This is a genomic window from Abyssibacter profundi (genome assembly GCF_003151135.1).
GTDB classification, from domain to species: domain Bacteria; phylum Pseudomonadota; class Gammaproteobacteria; order Nevskiales; family OUC007; genus Abyssibacter; species Abyssibacter profundi.
This window is the reverse complement of record NZ_QEQK01000001.1, coordinates 112,468-134,889: the sequence shown is the minus strand read 5'-3', so window position 1 is coordinate 134,889 and position 22,422 is coordinate 112,468. Positions and strand designations below refer to the sequence as shown.

General features: G+C 63.5%; 22 protein-coding genes. 12 read left to right on the top strand and 10 right to left on the bottom strand.

Going from position 1 to position 22,422, the window contains the following annotated elements; genetic code table 11:
- Positions 1-21 precede the first annotated feature (21 nt).
- On the top strand, positions 22-1,161 hold the full coding sequence (locus DEH80_RS00640) for a CNNM domain-containing protein (RefSeq protein ID WP_109718537.1): 1,140 nt from the start codon (positions 22-24) through the stop codon (positions 1,159-1,161).
- A gap of 61 nt (positions 1,162-1,222) precedes the next feature.
- Here the strand turns inward: DEH80_RS00640 and DEH80_RS00635 are convergent, their stop codons facing one another.
- The gene (locus DEH80_RS00635) at positions 1,223-3,157 is read right to left on the bottom strand and encodes a choice-of-anchor I family protein (RefSeq protein ID WP_207774356.1); all 1,935 of its coding nucleotides are present in this window, start codon (positions 3,155-3,157) and stop codon (positions 1,223-1,225) included.
- A gap of 41 nt (positions 3,158-3,198) precedes the next feature.
- Between DEH80_RS00635 and DEH80_RS00625 the strand changes: the two genes are divergently transcribed.
- From DEH80_RS00625 to DEH80_RS00615, 3 genes are all read left to right on the top strand, one after another.
- On the top strand, positions 3,199-3,723 hold the full coding sequence (locus DEH80_RS00625) for a DUF1499 domain-containing protein (RefSeq protein WP_207774355.1): 525 nt from the start codon (positions 3,199-3,201) through the stop codon (positions 3,721-3,723).
- 138 nt (positions 3,724-3,861) lie between these two features.
- Positions 3,862-4,317: a host attachment protein gene (locus tag DEH80_RS00620; protein ID WP_109718534.1), complete on the top strand. Its 456-nt coding sequence runs from the start codon at positions 3,862-3,864 to the stop codon at positions 4,315-4,317.
- Positions 4,318-4,420: 103 nt separating this feature from the next.
- On the top strand, positions 4,421-5,134 hold the full coding sequence (locus DEH80_RS00615) for a hypothetical protein (protein ID WP_109718533.1): 714 nt from the start codon (positions 4,421-4,423) through the stop codon (positions 5,132-5,134).
- On the opposite strand, the gene DEH80_RS00610 is transcribed toward DEH80_RS00615, so the two are convergent.
- The 4 genes from DEH80_RS00610 to trxA form a co-directional block, all read right to left on the bottom strand.
- On the bottom strand, positions 5,112-5,921 hold the full coding sequence (locus DEH80_RS00610) for a hypothetical protein (RefSeq protein WP_165831203.1): 810 nt from the start codon (positions 5,919-5,921) through the stop codon (positions 5,112-5,114). The genes DEH80_RS00615 and DEH80_RS00610 overlap by 23 nt on opposite strands.
- On the bottom strand, positions 5,842-6,558 hold the full coding sequence (locus DEH80_RS00605) for a GNAT family N-acetyltransferase (RefSeq protein ID WP_165831202.1): 717 nt from the start codon (positions 6,556-6,558) through the stop codon (positions 5,842-5,844). Before DEH80_RS00605 ends, DEH80_RS00610 begins: the two co-directional genes overlap by 80 nt.
- Positions 6,559-7,104: 546 nt before the next feature.
- The gene (gene rho / locus DEH80_RS00600; RefSeq protein WP_243412726.1) at positions 7,105-8,364 is read right to left on the bottom strand and encodes a transcription termination factor Rho; all 1,260 of its coding nucleotides are present in this window, start codon (positions 8,362-8,364) and stop codon (positions 7,105-7,107) included.
- Between the two features lie 467 nt (positions 8,365-8,831).
- Positions 8,832-9,161 carry a thioredoxin TrxA gene (gene trxA / locus DEH80_RS00595; protein WP_109718530.1) on the bottom strand — a complete coding sequence of 110 codons (330 nt, stop codon included), beginning with the start codon at positions 9,159-9,161 and terminating at the stop codon, positions 8,832-8,834.
- Positions 9,162-9,453: 292 nt separating this feature from the next.
- Here trxA and DEH80_RS00590 point away from each other — a divergent pair, with 292 nt between their 5' ends.
- Complete coding sequence (locus tag DEH80_RS00590) at positions 9,454-10,755, top strand: DEAD/DEAH box helicase (protein ID WP_109718529.1); 1,302 nt, start codon at positions 9,454-9,456, stop codon at positions 10,753-10,755.
- On the opposite strand, the gene DEH80_RS00585 is transcribed toward DEH80_RS00590, so the two are convergent.
- Complete coding sequence (locus DEH80_RS00585; RefSeq protein ID WP_165831201.1) at positions 10,752-11,417, bottom strand: HAD-IA family hydrolase; 666 nt, start codon at positions 11,415-11,417, stop codon at positions 10,752-10,754. The two genes, DEH80_RS00590 and DEH80_RS00585, sit on opposite strands and share 4 nt — an antisense overlap.
- A 27-nt stretch (positions 11,418-11,444) precedes the next feature.
- Here DEH80_RS00585 and cysQ point away from each other — a divergent pair, with 27 nt between their 5' ends.
- From cysQ to DEH80_RS00555, 6 genes are all read left to right on the top strand, one after another.
- Positions 11,445-12,248 carry a 3'(2'),5'-bisphosphate nucleotidase CysQ gene (gene cysQ, locus DEH80_RS00580; protein ID WP_109718527.1) on the top strand — a complete coding sequence of 268 codons (804 nt, stop codon included), beginning with the start codon at positions 11,445-11,447 and terminating at the stop codon, positions 12,246-12,248.
- Positions 12,249-12,295: 47 nt separating this feature from the next.
- Positions 12,296-12,775 (top strand): hypothetical protein, encoded by a 480-nt coding sequence (locus DEH80_RS00575; RefSeq protein WP_109718526.1) that lies wholly within the window; start codon positions 12,296-12,298, stop codon positions 12,773-12,775.
- An 18-nt stretch (positions 12,776-12,793) separates the two neighbouring features.
- Positions 12,794-13,279 carry a hypothetical protein gene (locus DEH80_RS00570; protein WP_133249065.1) on the top strand — a complete coding sequence of 162 codons (486 nt, stop codon included), beginning with the start codon at positions 12,794-12,796 and terminating at the stop codon, positions 13,277-13,279.
- Positions 13,276-14,400 (top strand): hypothetical protein, encoded by a 1,125-nt coding sequence (locus DEH80_RS00565; protein ID WP_109718524.1) that lies wholly within the window; start codon positions 13,276-13,278, stop codon positions 14,398-14,400. Before DEH80_RS00570 ends, DEH80_RS00565 begins: the two co-directional genes overlap by 4 nt.
- Before the next feature lie 99 nt (positions 14,401-14,499).
- Positions 14,500-15,579 carry an SMP-30/gluconolactonase/LRE family protein gene (locus tag DEH80_RS00560; RefSeq protein ID WP_109718523.1) on the top strand — a complete coding sequence of 360 codons (1,080 nt, stop codon included), beginning with the start codon at positions 14,500-14,502 and terminating at the stop codon, positions 15,577-15,579.
- A 10-nt stretch (positions 15,580-15,589) separates the two neighbouring features.
- Positions 15,590-15,934 (top strand): histidine triad nucleotide-binding protein, encoded by a 345-nt coding sequence (locus tag DEH80_RS00555; RefSeq protein WP_109718522.1) that lies wholly within the window; start codon positions 15,590-15,592, stop codon positions 15,932-15,934.
- 365 nt (positions 15,935-16,299) lie between these two features.
- Here the strand turns inward: DEH80_RS00555 and DEH80_RS00550 are convergent, their stop codons facing one another.
- From DEH80_RS00550 to DEH80_RS00535, 4 genes are all read right to left on the bottom strand, one after another.
- Positions 16,300-16,506: a SlyX family protein gene (locus tag DEH80_RS00550; RefSeq protein ID WP_109718521.1), complete on the bottom strand. Its 207-nt coding sequence runs from the start codon at positions 16,504-16,506 to the stop codon at positions 16,300-16,302.
- Positions 16,503-18,074 carry an HD domain-containing phosphohydrolase gene (locus DEH80_RS00545; RefSeq protein ID WP_165831200.1) on the bottom strand — a complete coding sequence of 524 codons (1,572 nt, stop codon included), beginning with the start codon at positions 18,072-18,074 and terminating at the stop codon, positions 16,503-16,505. Before DEH80_RS00545 ends, DEH80_RS00550 begins: the two co-directional genes overlap by 4 nt.
- 97 nt (positions 18,075-18,171) lie before the next feature.
- Positions 18,172-19,509: a sigma-54-dependent transcriptional regulator gene (locus DEH80_RS00540; protein WP_109718519.1), complete on the bottom strand. Its 1,338-nt coding sequence runs from the start codon at positions 19,507-19,509 to the stop codon at positions 18,172-18,174.
- Positions 19,506-21,176 (bottom strand): sensor histidine kinase, encoded by a 1,671-nt coding sequence (locus tag DEH80_RS00535; RefSeq protein WP_109718518.1) that lies wholly within the window; start codon positions 21,174-21,176, stop codon positions 19,506-19,508. Before DEH80_RS00535 ends, DEH80_RS00540 begins: the two co-directional genes overlap by 4 nt.
- 75 nt (positions 21,177-21,251) lie before the next feature.
- Between DEH80_RS00535 and sucC the strand changes: the two genes are divergently transcribed.
- On the top strand, positions 21,252-22,412 hold the full coding sequence (sucC, locus tag DEH80_RS00530) for an ADP-forming succinate--CoA ligase subunit beta (protein WP_109718517.1): 1,161 nt from the start codon (positions 21,252-21,254) through the stop codon (positions 22,410-22,412).
- Positions 22,413-22,422: the final 10 nt, after the last annotated feature.

The following is a 22,422-nucleotide window of genomic DNA, read 5'->3' as shown; positions in this document are numbered from 1 at the left end:
GTCTTCTCATCCGGGCTGCACATGCTCTCGCTGCTGATCGTCTTCTTCCTGATCTCGATCGTATTCTCGTTCCTCTGTTCCATGTGGGAGGCCGTGCTGCTCAGCGTCACGCCTGCCTATAGCCGTATTCAGGAAGAGCAGGGAACGGCCATCGGCCGACAGCTGCGGCTGTTCAAGGACAATATCGACAAGCCGCTGGCGGCCATCCTGACGCTGAACACCATTGCCCACACCGTGGGGGCCATCGGCGTGGGCAACCAGGCCGCCGCCATCTGGGCAGATGCCAGCCCGATCATTACCGTGCTGGTGGTGCCGACGGTCATGACGCTGGCAATCCTGGTGCTGTCGGAGATTATTCCAAAAACGCTGGGAGCCACCCATTGGCAGGTGCTGGCGCCTTTCACAGTGCGCAGCCTGCGCCTGATCGGCACGTTGATGGCGCCGCTGGTCTGGATGTCCCAGTTCATCACCCGTCGGTTGAAGCACGGCGAGCCAGGGAGCGTGTTGTCGCGCAGCGATTTTTTGGCGATGACGGACATCGTGGAAGAGCAAGGCGAGCTGCATGCCTCCGAGTCCAGCATCATTAAGAATCTGCTCCGGTTCCAGGATGTCACCGCATCCAGCGTCATGACGCCCCGGGTGGTCATCGTCGCTGCAGAGGAGGATGTGTCGATCGCAGACTTCCATGCTTCGGGCGATGCACTGCGGTTCTCTCGCATCCCTTGTTACACGGGCGGGTCGATGGATCAGGTGACTGGTTACGTGCTCAAGGATGACGTGCTCGAAGCCCTGCTGGCCGGGGAGACCGAACGCGACCTGGGGAGCCTCAAGCGCCCGATGCCCGTCATTCCTGAGGACTATCCGATTCCCAGCCTGTTCGACCGCTTTCTGACCGAACGTGAGCACATCGCCTTGGTGGTCGACCGCTTCGGTGGGACGGCGGGCATTGTGACCAGCGAGGATGTGATCGAAACGCTGCTGGGGCTCGAGATTGTGGACGAGCGCGACGAATCCCAGGACATGCAAGCCCTGGCTCGCAGCATGTGGCGCAAGCGCGCCCGGCGAATGCAGTTACCGGAGTTGCCTACAGACACTCCGGCCGACATGGCAGGTGCTACGGTGCCGCCGCAGTCGGACGCGCCCACTGACGAACGCCAATAAAACGGGGGCGCCGCAGCGCCCCCGTCGATGGGTGCCCCGTTAAGGGCCGGTGTCGCCGGAATTAGCGGGCGAGTTCGCTGACAGTGATCTGGAAAATCGCTGTCGTGCCTGAGATCTCGTTGCCCACCAGCAGCAGCGGGGCGCCGTTCGGGCTATCCGCAGCGGGCACGAACACCATCCCTTCGGGCCCCAGATCACCGGCCGCCGGGTTGTAGCTGTCGTCCGGATTCTGCGGGTCTTCAGAGAAATCACGCGGATTGATGTACTGCACAAAGCGCGGGCTTTCCGGCTCGGAGACGTCGTACACCATGATGCCGCCGACTCGCTCCAGGCCGATAAACGCATAGGTCCGGCCATTGATCGTGCCGACGGTGATGGCTTCCGGTTCCGGGCCCTTGTCGTCGCTGCGGTCATCGCCGCCATTTGCGTCATTGGTGGCGTTGAAGGCGTCCGGCCCCAGGCGATCCGCAGTCACGACCTCGAAGTCGCTGCCGCTATCGAAGACGCGGCGCTGCGACTCGGTGTCAAAGATCGAGAAGGATCGGCCGCCGTAGGCGATTAGCGTCTCATAGACGCAGGCCGCGGTGGGCTGGCCACCGGCATTGAGGCAGCTGGGGTCGGCCAAGCCTTCTGTCGCGATGACCTTGAGGCGGCCGAGGTTTTCGTTCTCGAAGATGTCGGCAATGCCATCGCCATCGGTGTCGGTCTGGCTGCCGGCGTAACGGTTCACCGCCGCCGAGTCGATGCTGGCGCCGACCTCACCTGCGTCGACAATGTCCCGGATGCGAATCTCATCGAGATAGACCAGACATTCCCCGTCATCGAAGTCGGCCAGGCCACGGGTGCAGCTAGCGGCATCGGCCGCCTCGCCGATGTACTCGCGTCCGTCACCCTCGTTGGCGGTGATCAGGTAGGTTTTTCCGGCATAGCTGTAGCTGGCAATCGAGTCCGGCATCAGCAGGCCTTGCACGGGCCAGTTGGCGATGTAGACGGTGTCGTCCCGGTTGCTGACATCGGCTTCGTTGCCCGGCAGGCTGAAATCCTTGGTGCCCGTGCCCCAGACCGAGGTGATGGTGGCGGTGGCCAGATCGATTTCCGCAAAGGCGCTGTTCTCCTGCATGGCGGCCCAGGCGGTGGTGGAATCCGCGGACACCGCGATGTATTCGGGTTCCATGTCCTGGCTGACCGTGGCGCCAAACGGGCGGGGCAGGCGCACACCGGCCGCCTGCAGGTCAGCCGCCGAGAAGCTACCGAAGCTGACGGTGGCCACATCGGCATCCAGCGCCGATGCCGCCCCGCCGGTCAGGTTGATGACACTGATCGAGCCTTCGGGATCCACGCTGTAGTCATCGTTGGGCTCGCCTTCATTGGCGGTCACCACGAATTGACCATCAGGCGAGAAGGTGACCATGTCGGGTAGCGCGCCGACCTGCACGGCGGATAGAAAACTACCGTCGGCGGACTGGTAAAAGGCGACGTATCCGGGGTCGGTTTTCGGATCGGCCTCGATGGCGACAGCCAGCACACCATTGCTCACCGAGATGCTGTTGGCTGGCCCAAGATCACTGGCACTGGCCACGTCGCTGCGGGCAGCAGCCACATCTCCAGAGACGTCCAGCGTCGAGCTTAAAACTGGGCTGGATGGCGACGACAAGTCGACGATGTCGACCGTCTCGGACTGGGCGTTGACGATGTAGAGCTGACGGGTCGCGGGGTCGAAGGCGACAATCTCGGCGGCCGCCTCATCGAAGCCAGCGCTGGGGTTGCGGAAGCTGCCGATCTTCGCCAGCGCGATCGATTGGTCGGTCCCGTCGTCGCCAGCCGGGCCGCTAGGCCCCGTTGGTCCAGCGGGGCCCGTGGGGCCCGAGGGACCTGCTGGTCCGATCGGCCCGGCCGGGCCGGCGGCGCCGGTTGCACCGTTGTCCCCCTGGCAGGCTGCCATGCCCGCACACAACGCCATGACGGCGCCAAGTTTGAATCCATTCGTCACTGTCACGTCGAACGCTCCCCTGTGTGAGTACAAGAGCAGAGACGCTAGTGAGCAAACTTGACGATTTGATGGCAGGGCAGCGGTGGCTGCCGGTCGGGGCGCTTGCTCTGCTCGGGGCACTCGGGCTCGGTGGCTGCGCCGCGATCGGCGAACACCGCGTCGGGCTGACCGCCGAAGGCCGCCTGCAGCCTTGTCCGCCGGCACCGCGCTGCGTGAGTTCGCAGGCTCAGGTTCAGCAGCGGTCGGTGCGCCCCCTGGTCTTGCGGACCGACCGTCCTGATGTTTGGTCCGCGGTGCGCGACACGGTCAGCGCGCAGCCGCGGACGGTGATTGTCGACAGTCGACGGGACTACCTGCGTGCCGAGGTCAGTAGCCCCTGGGGTGTCTACACCGATGATCTCGAGTTGCTGCGGCAGTCCGACCGGATCGACCTGCGGTCCACCGCCCGTCTTGGCTACTACGACTTCGGTGTGAATCGAGAGCGCGTGAACGCGCTGCGCCAAGCGCTGATCCGCCGCGGACTGGTCGAAGTCAGCAATCCGGGCGAGCCTGCCGTCCGACCAAGCGACTAGTCCGAGCGCCGTCGGTACCGTCGGCGGTGTGCGGTGGGGCGCCTGTTATTCCCGGTCGCGGTCACGTTATGCTGAACGGTCCGGGTACTGGCGACCCGCGAGTATCCGGTGAATTACTCAAAATTGAGGAGTCACCGCATGCACGAAGACTTTCAGCACCGCCTGGTGGTGGTGGCCGATGCAGCCCAGGCCAAGATTTTCCGGTTCCGGGCGGCCCGACTACCCCTTGAGCCAGTCGAGGTTTTGTCGCATGAGGCGTCGCGGCTAAAAAACCAGGAGTTGGTCACCGGCGGGCAGGGCGCCACGCACGCCAGTGCCGGCCACGGCGAAGACCAAACCAATGGCAGCCGTCAGGCCCACGAGCATGAGGCGGAGCGCTTTGCAGTCGAGCTGGCGGGTTGGCTGCGCGATGCGCGCACCCAGCAAGGCGTGGACGATTTGGTTCTGATTTCGGCGCCCCGCTTCCTGGGCCGATTACGCGATCATCTGGATCGGCCGACCGCACGATGCGTGTCGCAGTCCATCAATAAGGATCTGGCTTCGCATCCCACCGATGCGATTGAACGTGCGCTAGACATGGACGTCGTTCACTAAATCGCGCCACGCTCCACGTCATGGCGCTATCCAGCGGGGGGCGCATCGGGCAGGATATGGCATCTCATTTGCTGCACCGCATGGACGCGGAACTGGACACGCCATGATGCGCCCCCTGTTGCTTCTGATTGCCTCGCTGACCCTCTCAGCCTGCGCGAGTTCGCCCTACAAGACCTTGTCGGAAGCCGGCACCGGCCAGGACATTGTCGTGATTGGTGCGATCGACGCCATTCTTTATCTGCAGAGCCGTGGCATTCAGGAAGCAGCGCTCGGGCGCGACAGCCTGCGTGTGGATCGCTGGGGGCTGCACGATGTGGTGGCCAACGAAGTGGCCGCGACGCTCCGTGGCCATGGCTTTTCCGAGGTGCGGGTTCAAAACGGCCTTGGGCTGCGGCAGCAGCTGCGCTTCACCGATTCCTATGAGCATTTGAATCAGCCGCAAAGCGAAACCCAGCAGGCGCGTTTACGCGATCTGGCCGGGCGCTTAAACGCCGATGTGCTGGTTATCGCCACGGCCGGTGAGGTCGGCGACGTGTTTTTCGGGACGGGCGAGAGCGTCACCGGCTTCGGCGTTTATCAGTTCTCGGCGCCTTCCGGTCTGCGCGGCGTGAACTTCTCGGCCCTGCAATTGACCGTGTTCGATGCGCAGGGCGCTGAGTTGGGCCACGCGGAGGGCTTTGAGGGTGCCGTGCGTAGCACCGAGCAGTGGCTGCGGGTGCTGGCCTTGTCTGAGGAGCAACTCGACGCGTTACGTCCCGTGATCACGGATCAGCATCGCGTCCTGGCCAAACGTCTCATGCTGGATCTTGGGTTCTAGCGCGTTTATCCGTGAATCCCGTGTCCGCGGTCCCTGCCGCGGCTTGAGACAGGCGCTGGCGAACGGCCGGGGCGTCTTGGGTCAGCCGTGACAGCGTCTCAGCCTGCAACTCGCCACGTGCCACCGAAGACTGGCAAAGATTGGAGGCTGCCGGTGGCGCTCCACGTTTCAATAGCAGCTGTAGCGCTGCACCTCCGCCGCGCATGAGATCCGCGATGACGGCCGGGCTGAACACGCCTGCCTGTTCCCACACGGGCAGTTGGCAGGCGGAATGCAGCGCCGTCAGCAATTTGGGGCCAATCAGTTGCGGGACGACACGCGTGCCGGCATGGGCGCGCAACAGGCGTTCGGCGGTTTCTCGATAAAACGGCAACAGGCTGTTGCCGGTCCGGAACATGAGGGCTGCATTGTGCACCTTGCGATAGCAGCGCCATCGCCGACCATCGGCCTGGACCCAGCACTCTCGCCCGATGGCCGCGTTGGCGGCAGGCAGGTGGAATTCAGCCGGGTTGAAAATCCAGGTGTCGGCATCCAGCCAGACGACGGTCTCCGCGCCTTCATCCAGTCGCTGCTGGAGCCAGATCAGACGACCCAGGTCACTGCTGACGACAGGCTGTGATGCGGTTTTACGCTTCAGGTCATCGGGTAGCGCAGCGAGTAACTCGTCGCCGATGAACTGATAGTCGTAGCCTTGGTCGGCTGCCCAGTTACGTACCGACTGCAAGCACGCCTGAATCCATGGCGTGACGGCGTTCGGATTGTGCGACTGCAGGATGTGGACGGTCATGCCTGGGGGTCTCGCTCGCCGGCAACGCCGCTGCCTGCATGGGCAGCGCCTCGATCAGGGCGTCGGTTTCCGCAAGCATCAGAATCCATTCCCCGCCGTGGCCTTGCTCGGGGAACTGCTCGGCCACTCGCTGGGCTTCGAAACGAAACCCGAGCCGATCGTACAAAGCCTTGGCGGGGCGGTTGTTCGACGAGACGATCAGGCTGACCTGTCGCAGTCCCAGGGCGTCTGCGCGCCGGACCGAGTCGGCCAGTAGCGCACGTCCAACACCGCGGCCACGCAGGCTGGATGCGGTGGCCAGTGCATTGATATACCAGCTGCCCTGGGCCATCTCTTCGAGTTCGACCAAGCCGCGGATCACGTCGCAGCAATTCTGGATGTCCCGGTGATTCCGAACGGAATCCAGGTCGAAGGCCTGGCAGACGCCGACGACGGCATCCTGATGCGCGTAGACGCGAGAATGGGTGAAGCTGAACTCGCCCTGGCGTTCGGACATCTGCCGCAAACCCGCTTCCAGGGGTGATTCGCCGTTGCGGGCGCCGGTGCGCCACAGATATCGGGGAATCCCTTCACCGGCGAGATCCACCATGTCGAGGATCGTCGGTGCGTCGTTCGGGGTCGCGTTTCGAATGTTCATGGACTGTTCGCCTTCCAGTTCTTGCTCTGTTGTGCCGTGCAGCCTTGCTGCAACTTCCCTGGGCTGTCCTGGCGGCTTCTGGCCACCCGGTTCTTGACGGTTCATCAACGTCGCCTACCTAGCCCGGTTCGCAAACAGCGGACCAGGCTGGGAGGTGCATTGAGGATTGTTGCCTAGCGCAAGGCCGGCTCCGTCTTGAAAACTCCCTGACTGTCTAAACGTCAGGCGCCCCAAAAAGCGGACACTGCATGTCCTGTGGCACCTAAAACTTTCTTATGGCGGGCAGTGTAACCAGCCCGCTGCTGGTCGATATGTGACCAATCTCTCGTTGAGGTCGTGATCCTACCAGCGGTCACGGGCCGGCGGGCATCCATCGTTCGGTGGAGTTTGGTGCAACCGTGTTGCGCTGATATGAAGCCCTATTGCGGTGCAGCAAAAAAGGCCCCGGATGGGGCCTTTTTGCGCCGGTCGACTTGTGCTAGGGGAAACACTGGTCTATTCGCACCACCAAGACGGCGCGAATAGATCAGCGTTTCCCCAACGAGCCTACTGCCGCTTCATGGAGTCGAAGAACTCCGCGTTGGTCTTGGTCTGTTTCATTCGGTCGATCAGCAGTTCGACCGCTGCGATCTCGTCCATGGAATGCAGCAGCTTGCGCAGCACCCAGACCTTCTGCAGCGTGACGGCATCCATCATCAACTCTTCGCGGCGCGTGCCGGAGCGGTTGATGTTGATGGCCGGGAACACGCGCTTCTCGGCGATCCGGCGTTCCATCTGGATTTCCATGTTGCCGGTGCCCTTGAACTCCTCGTAGATCACCTCGTCCATCTTGGAGCCGGTTTCCACCAGTGCCGTGGCAATGATGGTGAGTGAGCCACCTTCCTCCACATTGCGGGCCGCGCCGAAAAAGCGCTTCGGCTTTTGCAGTGCGTTGGCGTCCACGCCGCCGGTCAGCACCTTGCCGGAGCTGGGGGCGACCGTGTTGTAGGCACGTGCCAAGCGTGTGATGGAGTCCAGCAGAATGACGACATCCATCTTGTGCTCGACCAGGCGCTTGGCCTTCTCGATGACCATCTCGGCCACCTGGACGTGGCGCGCTGCCGGCTCGTCAAACGTCGACGACACGACCTCGCCGCGCACAGAGCGCTGCATGTCGGTGACTTCTTCTGGGCGCTCATCGATGAGCAGCACGATGAGGTACGCGTCCGGGTAGTTGGCGGCCACGCTTTGCGCCAGATTCTGCATCAGCATGGTCTTACCGGCTTTGGGCGGCGAGACGATCAGCCCGCGCTGTCCCTTACCGAAAGGCGAGACGATATCGACGATTCTTGCGGTGATGTCTTCGGTGCTGCCATTGCCCACTTCCATGACCAGCTGCTGTTCCGGGAACAGCGGGGTCAGGTTCTCGAAGGGCACTTTGCGCTTGGACTGTTCCGGCGTTTCACCATTGATGGTGTCGACCTTGAGCAGCGCGAAATAGCGCTCATTGTCTTTAGGTGTCCGAATCTGGCCGGTAATGCTGTCGCCGGTGCGCAGCGAGAAGCGTCGAATCTGCGATGGGGAGACGTAGATGTCGTCCGGGCCCGCCTGGTATGACGCCTCAGGCGCGCGCAGAAAGCCAAATCCATCCGAGAGAATTTCCAGCACGCCGTCGCCAAAGATTTGCTGACCCATCTTGGCGCGGGTGCGGATCATCTGAAAGATGACGTCCTGCTTTTTGGCCCGCGAGACATTCTCGATGCCCATGGCCTCGGCTTCCTCAATGAGCTCGGAGGCTGTCTTGGACTTGAGCTCACTGATGTTCAGCGGTGGACCGTCGTACTCGGGGATCGGCTCGGGCTGCTGATCACGATTGCGTCGACCACGCCGGCGCCGGCCGCCGCCCTGGTTCTGGTCACCCCCGCGACGGTTGTTGCGACCCCGGTTGCCACCGTTGTCGTCGCCACCGTTGCCGCCGTCATTGTTCTGGTTACCCCGGTCGTCGTCGGAGTCGCCATCGTTGTTGCTGCCGCTGTCGGAACGCTTCGACTTGGCTGCCGGTTTTTCCTTGGCGGGCTCGGCGGCGGGCGCCTCGGGCGCAGCCGCGGTATCGCCGGGGGGCTCGACCGCCAGCTTGACCTTCTTGCGGGGCTTGCGCGCTGCGTCGTCCGTGTTCTCAGGACGATCTGCCACGTCGTCTACGGCGGTCTCTTCTTTCGTCACCGGGTGTCTACCGTAAGGGGTTGGTTAAAAAATGAAGTGGACGGGGCCGGCGTGGCCGGCCCCGAACAGGATCAGGCGATGTGCTGATCGATGAAGTCGGACAATTGGGCCTTGGACAGCGCGCCGACCTTGGTGGCTGCCACTTCGCCGTCCTTAAACAGCATCAGCGTCGGAATACCACGGATGCCGAACTTGGGCGGCGTGCCCGGGTTTTCGTCGACATTGAGCTTGGCCACCTTGAGGCGACCGTCATAGTCCTTGGCAATTTCTTCCAGGACTGGGGCGATCATCTTGCAGGGACCGCACCATTCCGCCCAGTAGTCGACCAGTACCGGTACCGAAGCCTGCTTCACATCTTCGTCGAAGCTGGCGTCGGTTACGACAGCGATGTTCTCGCTCATAACAACTCCTTGAATCAATCGTGGGTTGGGTTGCAGGCCCTTGCAGGCAGGCAACGCCCGAATCAATGGAAGTGACGCCCCTCACGTGAGGGGGCCATCCGTCCCGCCGCGACGATGGCGGTCGCAGGGCGCAGACGCAAGATTGTGCGGGGAATTTGAATATCGTTGTGCGCAGAAGTGATGGCGCGCACGGGATGAAACGTATTGGAGCCCACTTTTGCTACCATTGCAAGTCATCTCGGGTGACGCCTCTGCCGCACCCTCATTTGCATTCATCAGGGCCCCCCTGCGCATGGCCGACGCCGCACATCTCTCCCAAACCGCCTTCTCAGAACTTCCGCTTGCCGAACCCGTTCAGGCCGCCCTGGCCGAAATCGGGTTTTCGCATTGCACGCCGATCCAGGCACAGACGCTGCCCAAGCTCATCGCCGGGCGCGATATCGCAGGCCAGGCGCAAACAGGCACCGGTAAGACAGCGGCTTTTCTGCTGGCGACGATTCACCGATTGCTGAGCCAGGAGCCCAAGCCCATCCCCAAGGGCTTCACCTGTGCACCGCGTGCGCTGATCATCGCGCCGACGCGTGAGCTTGCGATCCAGATCGAAAAGGACGCAGCCACGCTGCTCAAGCATGTGGAGCTGAGCTTGATGGTGGTGTTCGGTGGGACCGGCTACGAATCCCAGCGCGAGGAACTGCGCGCCGGTATCGATATTCTGGTGGGCACGCCGGGCCGGCTCATCGACTACTACAAGCAGAAGGCCTATACGCTGGATCATGCGGAGGCGGTCGTGCTGGATGAGGCGGATCGCATGTTCGATCTCGGCTTTCTCAAGGACATCCGATACCTGCTGCGCAAGCTGCCAAAGCCCCAACAGCGCTTGAATATGCTGTTCTCGGCCACCCTGTCGCACCGTGTGCTGGAGTTGGCCTACGAGCACATGAACGATCCCGAGCTGGTCCGCGTTGAGGCCGAGACCGTCACGGCTGACCGGGTCCGGCAGACCATGTTGCATGTCTCCAAGGACGACAAGATCGCGCTGCTGATCGGCTGGCTGCGCCGTCACGACCCGCATCGCACCATGGTGTTCATCAATACCAAGCGCGTGGGTGAGCGCGTGGCCGACTGGCTCAATGCCAATGGGTTTTCTGCCGCCATCATCTCGGGTGATGTGCCCCAGACCAAGCGCATGCGCTTGCTGGAGCGTTTCCAGCAGGGTGAGCTGTCGATTCTCGTGGCGACCGATGTGGCCGCGCGCGGGCTGCATATTCCTGACGTGACGCATGTCATCAACTACGACCTCCCACAGGATGCCGAGGACTACGTTCATCGCATCGGGCGAACCGCGCGTGCAGGGGCGGAGGGCGATGCGATCAGCTTCTGCTGTGAGGAGTACGTCTACTCGTTGCCTGACATCGAACGTTACGTCGGCTTCAAGATCGAGACCGACATCCCCAGCCCCGACGACATGGCCTCGGACCTCACCCGGCCGAAGCCCCGGCCCCGCAAGCCGCGCGCCGATGGGCGCCGTCGCAGCGGTGGCGGAGGCGGTGGGGGGCGGCGTCGCGGCGGGCCGCGCTCCGGGGGCGGCCGTTAGCCCGCCAGAACATCGGCCAGTCGATCTGCCGCCGGTCCATCATCGACCGGCCGTGCCGGGTGGCGCGAGTCAGGGCGCGCAATCGCCCAGACATGCGGGTAGCCCGCCCGCCGAGCCGCTTCGCGGACCCGCAGGCTGTCATCAACAAAAAGGCTGCGTTTGGGGTCGTGTGGCAGGCGGGCCTGCAGGCGCTCCCAGAACACCGCGTGCTCCTTGGGTGCGTCCAGCTCATGTGAACTGACCAAGGCATCGAACAAGGCTGCAATACCGGTCTGCTCCAGCTTGATTTGCAGCGTCAGGGGATGCGCGTTGGTGACCAGCCACACGGCATGCCCGCGAGCACGCGCCTGTTCGATCGCCGCGAGCGCTCCATCCAGCGGGCGCACCCGGTGTCGGCTCGCCTGCTTGTGGGTGGCGATGTCGAGCTCCAGCGTGCGTGTCCAGTGGTCCAGGCAATACCAGTTGAGGCTGCCAAAGGCCGCATCGAATTGCGCCTGCAGCGCGTCGCGGATGGTGGGGAGTTCAACGCCCCGCGCCCGGGCGACCTGTTCGGGGATGTGCTCCTGCCAGAACCAGTTGTCGTAGGCCAAGTCCAGAATCGTGCCATCCATGTCGAGCAGAATGGTGTCGATGGCAGACCAGTCGGGCTTAGCGGGCGGCATAATGCAAACCATGCGGAGAATTTGGCAATGACAATGACACGCTGGCCGCTTGAGCTGGCCAGTCTGGTCGAGGTGGCCCGGCAGGCCGGTGACCGCATTATGGCTCACTACGCCACCGGGACAGAGGTGCGCTACAAGGCGGATGAGTCGCCGGTGACGGCGGCCGACCTGGCGGCCCACGGGGTGATCGCGTCGGCGCTGGGCGAACGTACGCCCAGCATTCCCCTGTTATCCGAAGAGGGCGAGCCGTGGTCTTGGGCACAGCGACGGCAGTGGGCGCGGTATTGGCTGGTCGACCCACTGGACGGCACGCGCGAGTTCATCGCCGGTAATGGCGAGTTCACGGTGAATATCGCGCTGATTCAGCATGGGGAACCCGTCATGGGTGTGGTCCATGCGCCGGCACTGTCCGAAACCTACGCCGCGGCTCGAGGCGAAGGGGCCTGGCGTTTCGAGGCAGGGAAGCCGCCGACGCGGCTGGCGGTGACGGCGGTCTTGCCACGACGGCCGCGTGTGCTGGTGACCCGCTCCCATGCCAAACCGGCGCTGGCGACGCTCTTAAACCGCCTGCCGCCCCACGAGTCCATTGGCGTGGGCAGCGCGCTCAAGTTCGGGCGTCTGGCCGCCGGGGCCGGCGAGTTCTATCCCCGGATCGGGCCGACCTGCGAGTGGGACACGGCCGCGGGCCACTGTGTGGTCGAGGCGGCCGGCGCGACGCTGCAGGTGGCCGGCGGTGGGGCATTGCGCTACAACCAATGTGAATCTCTGCTCAATCCTGACTTTTCCGTGGCGGCTGCGGTTTGTTCCGCATGGCACGATTACCTGTCATGAGGACTGCCGACGAGAATAATCGGTCCCTGTCCGGGTCTGATTCGGGCATGACCGATACACATCTTCACCACAGCACCCCGGCCGGGCGCGCCGACTTCTGGTTTGCACGCTGGGCACTGCGGCTCATGGACGGCCTGACCGGCGCCACCCTGGGTGCGTTGTTCTATGGTGGCTGGGGTGTGTTCGCGAACAGCGCACACGGGGCGGCAATCGCGGTGCGCGCCGGCTGCGCACAGGGCGCGATGAGCTTTGTCGTGACGTTGACCGGGGTGACCTTGATGCGGCGGCTTTACGGTCGAAGCGGGCACCCGCTTGCACGCGGGGCGCGCGCGGCTTTGGGCGCGTTGGCCGTGATCTACAGCCTCATCGTGGGTGTCCACCTGCTGGTGGGCACGCCCGAGATTCTGCTGACCCTGGCACCGGGTCTGCCCATCACCATCGGCTTTTGTCTGATTTTTACCGCCAGTCTGATTCGCCTGGATGACCCTGCGGCGCCCCCCGCAGTCGCGACGCGACCGGTGTTGTGACCCACAACAGGAATGCACGTGTCTATCAACGCTTTGATCTCTGACAATCTTGCGACCCTGGAGGAGGCTGATGCCCTGCTGGGTTTTCTGGATCCGGGCCATTACGCCCTGGTGGGGCCGCATATGCGCCACATCGTGGACCATTACCAGTGCTTGGTGCAGGGGCTTGAGGATGGGGTGATTGACTACGATGCGCGTGAGCGCTGCCGGGAAACCGAACTTTCGGTCCCGCGCGCACGCCGAGTTTTGCAGTCGCTGCGGCAGGCCCTGGAGCGGCTGCTGGAAGGCGCGGATCCGTCGCTGACGGTCCGGCTGGCCACTGATCCGGGCGAACCCTCGATGGCATCGCGGTCCTCCCTGGGCCGGGAGCTGCAATTTGTGCAGAGCCATGCCGTCCATCACTTTGCGCTGATACGCGCTGCGCTGGGCAATAGCGGCGTGCAGCTGCCGGACGGTTTCGGCAAGGCGCCGGCGACGCTGCGTCATGAGCGCGCAAGCGCTTGAACCGCGCATCTGAGCCGACGCTCGGCTGGCGCACACGCTGGTCGATTCGGCTGGCGCGCCTCGTCCGCTGGGAGTTCTGGCCCGGACCGGTGTTCTACCTGCCTGTGGTGGCCTACATAGTCTGGCGTGCCGTCGTGACGGGGCAGTGGACTCGATTTACCGCGGTGAATCCCGGGATTTCGCATGGCGGCGGCCTGATCGGCGAGAGCAAGCATGAAACGCTTGTCCCGCTTGCGCAGGGCATGCCCGCCTTTGTTGCCGAGTTCGAGCAGATCTCCGCGGACCTGCCGCCTGCTGAACGGACGCGTCGGGCGCTGGCGTTCGCCGCGCGGCAGCCGCGTCCCTGGCCGGTGGTTCTCAAGCCGGATCGCGGGGAGCGGGGCCGGGGCGTCCGTATCGCGCATAGCGAAGCGGCTGTCGTAGATTATTTTCAGCGGCTGCATGTACCCGTCATCGTCCAGGCTTACGTGCCCGGGGCCGAGTTTGGGCTGTTCTTTGTGCGGCGACCGGGTGCCGCCGGCGAGTTGGTCTCGCTGACCGAAAAGCAGTTGCTGCAGTTGGTGGGCGATGGTCGCCACAGGGTCCGGGAGCTCATTCTCCAACACCCGCGCGCCAAGCTGATCGCACCCATGCTGTTTCAGCGATTCGCGACACAGCTGGATCATGTGCTGACGGACGGGGCGACCCTGCCCATCGCCGATGTCGGCAGTCACTGCCGAGGCGCCTTATTCCTTGACGGCCAAGCATTGTGTACGCCCGCCTTGGTTGCGCGTGTCCGGCAACTGGCGGCCGCCATGCCCGGCTTCGAGTTCGGGCGATTGGATGTCCGCGCCGCCTCGCGCGAGGCCCTGGCGGCAGGTGAGGACTTTCAGGTGATCGAGGTCAACGGCGCCAGTTCGGAACCCGCGCATGTCTACCACCCCGGAACCCCGTTGCGGGAGGGGCTGCGCGCATTCCTGGGCATCTGGCGCGACATGATGGAGATCGGCGCGGCCAATGCTCGCCAGGGCGTGCCGTGGATCAGGCCGCTGGCGCTGCTGGCCATGGCCTGGCGCGAACACCGGGCTCTGCGGGGCATCGACTGGCCCAGTAACGTGTGGGAAGGCGACCGCTCGGGTTAGCATCCAGGCCTGCGGTGTCCGCCAAGCGCCAGACGCCTCTGCTGAAGACGACCCGCCGAGGTCGCGCGCACCGCATCGCTTACAGGGAAGGAGACCCAGATGAAACGTGCCGGAAGCTGGCTGTTCTTGATTGTGGCTGTCGTCGGCGGCTATTTACTGTTCTACCCCATAGAGATCGAACCCGTGCGCTGGCAGGCACCACCGGCCCCCGAGCTTGTCGGTGTCTACGAACGCAATGCCCGTTTGGCCGGCGTCCAGCGCTTGGCCGTGGGCGAGGGCGTTGGACCGGAAGATATGGCCGTGGCGTCCAACGGGGACATCTACACCGGCTATGTCGATGGACGGGTTGTTCGCATACCGGCCAACGGGGGTAGCGTGGAGACCATTGCGGACACCGGCGGCCGCCCGCTGGGGGTTGCATTGCTGTCCGACGGCAGTCTGGCGGTGGCCGATGCGTATCGCGGGCTCCTGCGGGTGACCCTGTCCGGTGAGGTTGAAACACTGGCGGCCCAGGCCAACGGCCTGGCCTTTCGTTTTGCCGACGATCTGGATGTGGCGGCAGACGGGACCATTTACTTCTCCGATGCCTCGTGGAAGTACGGCATGGAGCATCTGCTGGCTGACTTTATCGAACACGCAGGCACCGGGCGCTTACTTCGCTACAACCCGGACGGCTCCGTCGATGAGCTGCTGCAAGGGCTCTACTTCGCCAATGGCGTGGCGCTGGGACCAGACGACGCCTACGTGCTGGTCAACGAAACCGGTGCCTACCGTGTCACCCGCCTCTGGCTCAAGGGTCCGCGTGCCGGTGAGCGTGACATTTTTATCGACAACCTACCCGGCTTCCCGGACAACATCAGTTTCGATGCGGCCAATGGCGTGTTCTGGCTGGCCTTGTACGGGCCGCGCAATGCCATCATGGACGCCACTTCAGACCGGCCGTTTTGGCGCAAGGTGATTTATCGGATGCCGGAGTCGTTGCACCCGATGCCCGCGCATCAGGCCTTTGTATTAGGGCTGGATACTGGGGGGCGGGTCGTGGCCAATTTGCAGCATCATGGCGATGAGGCATTCGGGCCGATCACCTCGGCCGAACGTGCCGGCGATCACCTTTACTTCGGCAGCCTGAGTGCTCCATCGCTGGCGCGTATGCCGATTGCTGACGCCTTATCCAACTAAGGAGTGCGACATGGCGGAACCGACCTTATTCGAGAAGATCCTGGCCGGGGACATCCCGGGTGACCTCGTGTACGAAGACGCGCATTGTGCGGCGTTTCGGGACATCAACCCTGCCGCGCCACTGCATGTTCTGCTGGTCCCGCGCAAGGTCATCCCAAAGCTGTCCGACGCCGGGGACGACGACGTCGATTTGCTGGGGCATTTGATGCGCGTAGCGCCCCGTATCGCCGAGGCTGAAGGCTACGGCGACGCGTTTCGACTGGTGGTCAATAATGGCGCCGAGGCAGGGCAGAGTGTTTTCCATCTGCACCTGCATATCATTGCCGGGCGTCCCTTGAAGTGGCCGCCCGGGTAAGCCGGCGGCTAGGGAAGCACTGACCTAGGGGAAACACTGATCTATTCGCACCACCAAGACGGAGCCGGTTTTCGCGCGAGCCCAGGCAGAGTGAGCGCCGCTTGGTTATTCCAAGTCAGCGAACGACACGAATGCGTTGGGAACGTATTCGAACGGCCGAAGGCCGGCCCGAAGGGCGAAGCGCATGGACGCGCTTCGCAACGCAGGATCGCGGGAAAACCGGCCCGTTCCGTCAGGATTGCGCCGGCAAACAGGCCAGACTGCGTTACTCGTCTTTCATTTGGCATGACCAAACTTCACTCCTCGCGCCTTGCCTGGCCTGTTTGCAGGCAGCAACTTGGCGGCGCGAATAGATCAGTGTTTCCCTAGTAATGCGGCGGCAGTTCGTGACCGGGCAAGGCATCCGGGGCGGGCTGCTCCGCCGATTCCACCCGGTGGCGCAGCGCGTCAATTTCGTCGCGTAATCCCTGTATCTGCAGCTGCTGCTTGTAGAGGGCGTCATTCAACTGGCGCAGCGTCTCATCCTGGTGGGCCAGCAGGGTTTCCAGTTTTTCCAGACGGTCTTCAGTCATGGGTCTCTCAACGCGTTCTTGATGGCCAGAATGTCGTCTTGCGCCTCGAAAAAGGCGTCGACGACTCTGGGACTGAAATGCCGACCGCTTTGTTCCTTGAGAAAGACGAAGCACCGATCTAGCGACCAGGCCGGTTTGTAGCAACGGGCGCAGCTGATGGCGTCGAACACATCGGCAACGGCGGTAATCTGCGCAAAGATGTGGATATCGTCACCCGACAGCCCATAGGGATAACCAGTGCCGTCCCACTTCTCCTGATGCTGCAATGAAATCAATTTGGCGGCCTGTAGTACCGGCCGCTCGTAGCCCGAGAGGATGGCGGCTCCGATCTCCGGGTGGCGTTCCATCTCGCGGCGTTCCTCATCGCTCAGCTTGCCGGGCTTTTTGAGGATGGAATCGGCGATGGCGATCTTGCCGAGGTCATGGAGCGGGGCTGCCATTTTGAGCACCTTGGCCTCTTCCTCGGGAATGCCCAGCTGGCGTGCCAGTGTCTGTGCATAGGCGCCCACGCGTCGAACATGGTTGCCGGTCTCCATAGATCGGGCCTCGATGGCTTCGCTGATCAGCAACACGATGTCTTCCTGGCTGCGCTCCAGATCGACGTTCAGCGCGATCGCATCGCGGGCGAGTGAGGCGTTTCGGCAGAACAGCTGGATGAGTTGCCGATCAACATCGTGCTCGGCGGCCATCACATTGACCAGAAACGCACGAGGCAGGCCGGTTGCCGACTCCGAGTATGTGCAGTAGTACTGGCTATCGCGCCAGTCGCGCCGTTCGCGCAGACACTTGCTGATTAACTCCAGCGCGGAGCGAGGCAGGGCGGTGACGCCCAGCCGGTTGGCCAGATCGAATTCGCCGCTGGCGGCGATGACATCCAGCTGCTCGGGTTGATCCCCTCCATCCACGACAACGGCCGATCCACCCTCGACCATCACCGAGGATTGGCCGCCGACCACCAAGCGTGATAGCTCCGAGAGCATGCGCTGTTCGGCGGCGGGCAGGTCATGGTTGCGCGCCATATCGCTGAGTGCATCGAGGATGTCCCGCAGTCCGGCGGTGTGGGCTGCGATGCGCTGATTGGCGCGCTCCAGCGCACAGATTTGTTCGAAGGATCGCAGCGCCGTCAGTACCGCTGTCTTGAGGCGCGTGGCGGTCTGGAAGGATTTCTCCTCGTAGCCGTTGATGTCGTAATCACGGACCGTGTCCCAGGCGGGCGCGAGCCCGGGTTGACCGGTGCGGACGATCAGGCGCGTGCGATGCTCACCTAAGGTGTCGCGAATGAAGCGGACCAGGTCCAGGCCGGCTTCGTCGCTTTCCATGACGACATCGACCAGGGCAACGGCATACACGGTATGTCGCAGCAACTCGGTTGCCTGCTCCGCGCTCTCTGCCGAATGCAGTTCCAGCAGCCGGCCGCTGTGCTCTAGGCCGGCCAGAGCCAGTCGCGTGACGCTGTGGATGTCGGGGTCGTCGTCGACCAGCAGAACCTTCCATGCGTCGTCTTGGCGATTGACGGGAGGTTCGAGCGTGTCTAGCTCTTGCGCAAATTCGAATTCGTCTGAAGACATGTCGCGCTTCTCTGTGGGGCATCTGCGCTGGGTGGCCGGTGCTGGGGGTGCAGTTACGATGCCTTGCATAGTAACTGACTGCGGTGGGACGGTCCTATTAATCGATGCCCAGTTTCTTGGTCCGGTAGCGCAACTGACGAAAGCTCATGCCCAGCCGCTCTGCGGCCTTGGTCTTGTTGAAACGCGTGGCTTGCAGGGCCTCCAGAATGCGTTGGCGCTCAAGGTCCTCCAGCTCGTTCCGCAGGCCATCGGCGTCATCACCGGCATTCATCGAAGCCGGCGGTGCCGGGTCGACCTGTAGATCATCGGCCGTGATCCGATCGTTATCGGTCAAGGCCACAGCACGCTCCAGAACGTTGTCGAGTTCGCGGACATTGCCCGGGAAGCTATGCCCCTGCAGGCGTTCGACGGCATCGGGCGTGAGTGTCGGGGGTTGAGACAAGCCGTAGCGCTCGGCAATCCCAGCGAGCAGGCTGTTGGCCAGTCGAGGGATGTCGGCCATGCGTTCGCGTAGCGGCGGCACGGTCACCTGGATGACGTTGAGTCGATAAAACAGGTCCTGCCGGAAGACTCCCTCGCGAACCCGTTCGGCCAGATCGTGATGCGTGGCTGAAACAATCCGTACATCGACAGGGGTTTCGGCTTTGGCGCCTACGGGGCGGATCGAACGCTCCTGGATGGCGCGCAACAGCTTGACCTGCATGTGCAGCGGCAGGTCGGCGACTTCGTCCAGAAACAGCGTGCCGCCGTCGGCCGCCTGAAACAGCCCTTCCTTGTCCTGGGTGGCGCCGGTAAAACTGCCGCGCAGGTGGCCGAAGAGTTCCGACTCCATGAGTTCGCTAGGGATCGCGCCGCAGTTAACCGGTACGAACGGACCATGGCGGCGCGTGCCCTGGCTGTGGATCTCGCGTGCCACCAACTCCTTGCCTGTTCCGGACTCGCCGGTGATGTACACCGGTGCCTGACTGCGGCCAAGCTTTTCGATGGTCTTGCGTAGCTGGCGAATGCCGGCTGTTTCGCCGACCAGCGCCGTTTGCGCGGGCTGGGGTGTGCGCGGGGAGGCGGGCGACTCCAGCGATAGCGCCGATTCCACCAGCTTGCGCAGCATGTGGATGTCCACGGGCTTGCTCACGAAGTCGAATGCCCCGAGCTTCATGCACTCGACGGCATCGTCGGTGTTGCCATAGGCGGTGATCACGGCCACGGGCAACGTCGGATGGTGGGTTTGGATGTGCCGAACCAAGTCGGTGCCGGTGCCGTCGGGCATCCGCATATCGGTGAGACACAAATCGAACTGTTCATCGGCGAGGCGCTCACGGGCGCACTCAACGTTCTCCGCCGCATCCGTCTCCACCCCCATTCTGGCCAAGGTGATTTCGATCAACTTGCGAATGTCGACCTCGTCGTCGACCACCAGTACGCGGGGTGTACTCATGGGTAGGCGGGTTCTCCAGCGTCGGTCATACGGGCGGGTAGTTGCAGCCGAAAACAGGCGCCCTCGCGGCTTGGCTCCAGCGTCAACTGGCCACCATTATGGCGCGCCAACTCCTTGGCCAGAAACAGGCCGAGTCCCGTGCCAGCGGCGCGGGTGGTGAAGAAGGGCTCGAATATGTGCTCGGCATCGGCGGCCGAAACACCCGGGCCATTGTCAGTTAGCTTCATCGCGACCGAGTCCTCGGTCTGCCGCGCGGTGACGGTGAGCCTGACCGGCTGGGTTGTCGCGTGCTCGCAGCTGTTCTCCCACAGGTTGGTGAGAATGCGCCGCAGGTGGTTGGGGTCCACCATGACCTGCAGTGCAGGGTCCACACCTGACAGGTCGAGCTCGCAATGCTCGCTGAGCCCGGATTCGCGAAATTGCTCGAACACGCTGAGCAGCTCTGCGTGCAGGTCCAGTGCGATGGGCGCGCTGGGGGCCGGCCGTGATAGCGACAGCACGTCGCGCACGATGCTCTCGATGCGTCCGGCATTCCGACGGACGATGGCATTCAGGGCGTGGTCGTCTTCGCCCAGGTCGGGCGACTCCTCCAGCAGCTGCGCAGCGTTGCTAATGGCATTCAGCGGATTACGAATTTCGTGCGCAATCGACGCCGATAGCCGTCCCAAGGCAGCCAATTTCATCTGTTGGGCCTGCTGGGCCAGGGCATCGGCGTCTTCCAACATGATCAGCACCGGGGCGCGATCGCCCCAGCCCAGGCGCACGAACTGGGCCGACACCGATTTGCCGTTCGAAGCCAGCACGCGGTCGTCATGACGGGTGGGGTCAGTGCGCCAGTCATTCAGTGCGCTGGCCAGCCACGGCGCCACGGCGTCCAGCGCGCGACCGTGGGCGGAGGCATCCAGTTTGATCAGTCGCCGGGCCGCTGGATTGACCAGCTGGATGGTGCCGCGGCCGGTGACGGCGATGACACCTGCACGTATCCGCGCAACAATGCTTTCGTTGAGGCGCGACAGGCTGACCAGGTCGCCGCCCACCTGACGTGCCAGCGCTTCACTGCGCCGCGCGCGGCCGGCCAGCGCATGGCTGGTCAGCCCCATGGCGAACATCAGCAGACCAAGCAGCCCGGCTTCGGTCAGCGCCTGGGCGTCCGGGCCGCTCAGTGAGCGCATGACTTCCAGTGTGAGCAGGCCGATGCTCGTCAGCGCAGCCACCAGCAACACCATGCGGCGATTCAGCAACAGGCTGGCCGCGATCATGGGGAAGACCATCAGCACGCCCAGGCCGCTGCTAACGCCGCCGGTGGTCCACATCCACAGGCCGACGGTAGTCATGTCGGCAATGGTTTGGAACAGCGTCTGCGCGTCCAGCGCGGGGCGCTTCAATTCCAGCGTCACCGTGGCGCCCATGGCATGCAGTGCGGATCCGAGCGCGACGATCAGAAACAGTTCGGGGCGGATGATGCCCAGCGCGCGGGCTCCGAGGTCGAGGTAGATCAGGGCCAGCGCGATGACCGACACAATCCAGCGGTAGGCCGTCAGCGCTCGCAGCACGCGCCAGTCGGCTGCGCCCGGTCGATTCACGATTTCGCGCGCGAGAAAACGGCCCGTCATGATGCGAACAAAGGCGGTGTCATGGTGTGAAATCTGCCAGCCGAAGAATGGCAAGCATACGGCCCTGTTTTGCGCCTCGCACGGCGATGGGAGAGAATCCGCAGCCCATCATCCCGAGTCCGGTGTGCAATGAACCTGCATGAGTATCAGGCCAAGGGCCTGTTTGCCGAATACGGCATTCCCGTCCCGACGGGTCACGTCGCCAGTTCTCCCGAAGACGCCGTTGAGGCCGCCAAAAAGCTGGGTGGCGAGCGCTGGGTCGTTAAGGCGCAGGTCCATGCCGGCGGGCGCGGCAAGGCCGGTGGCGTCAAGCTGGTCGACAGTTTGGACGAGGTTCGCGAGGCGGCTGCCGGCATGCTCGGTCAGCGCCTGGTGACCAAGCAGACCGATGCCCAGGGGCTGCCGATCAGCCAGGTGCTGGTTGAGGAGCCGTCGGCCATCGAAACCGAACTCTATCTGTCCGTGCTGGTGGATCGAGGCACTGATCGCATCGTGGTCATGGCGTCGCCGGAAGGCGGGATGGACATCGAGGAAGTCGCCGAGAAGACGCCCGAAAAGATCCTGGCGATCGGCGTGCCGCCGGGCGCCGGCTTTTCCGGTTACCAGGCGCGGCGTCTGGGCTTCTTCCTTGGATTGAACAAGGACCAGGTTGGTCAGTTCGCCAAAATCGTCAACGGTTTCATCCGCTTGTTCCACGAGCGTGATGCCAGCCTGGTCGAGATCAATCCCCTGATTGTCACGGGCGACGGCAATCTGGCCGCGCTGGATGCCAAGCTGAACTTTGATGACAACGCGTTGTTCCGTCACAAGGACATCGCTGCCATGGCCGATCCGACGCAGGAAGACGAGAAGGAGCTGGCGGCCGCCAAGCATGACCTCAACTACGTCACGCTGGATGGCGACATCGGCTGCATGGTCAATGGCGCGGGCTTGGCCATGGCGACCATGGACATCATCAAGCTGCACGGCGGGCAGCCTGCGAACTTCCTGGACGTGGGCGGCGGCGCGACGGCCGAGCGCGTCACCGAGGCCTTCAAGCTCATCACCTCCGGGGGTGACGTCAAGGCCATTCTGGTCAACATTTTCGGTGGCATCGTGCGCTGTGACCTGATCGCCGAAGGCATTATCGAGGCGGTTCGCCAGGTGGGGCTGACGATTCCTGTCGTCGCGCGTCTGGAAGGCACTAACGTCGAGCAGGGTCGCAAGCTGCTCGAAGAATCGGATTTCGAAATCATTCCCGCTGTGGATCTGACCGACGCGGCGACCAAGGTCGTGGCGGCTGCCAAGTAGAGCCCGGACC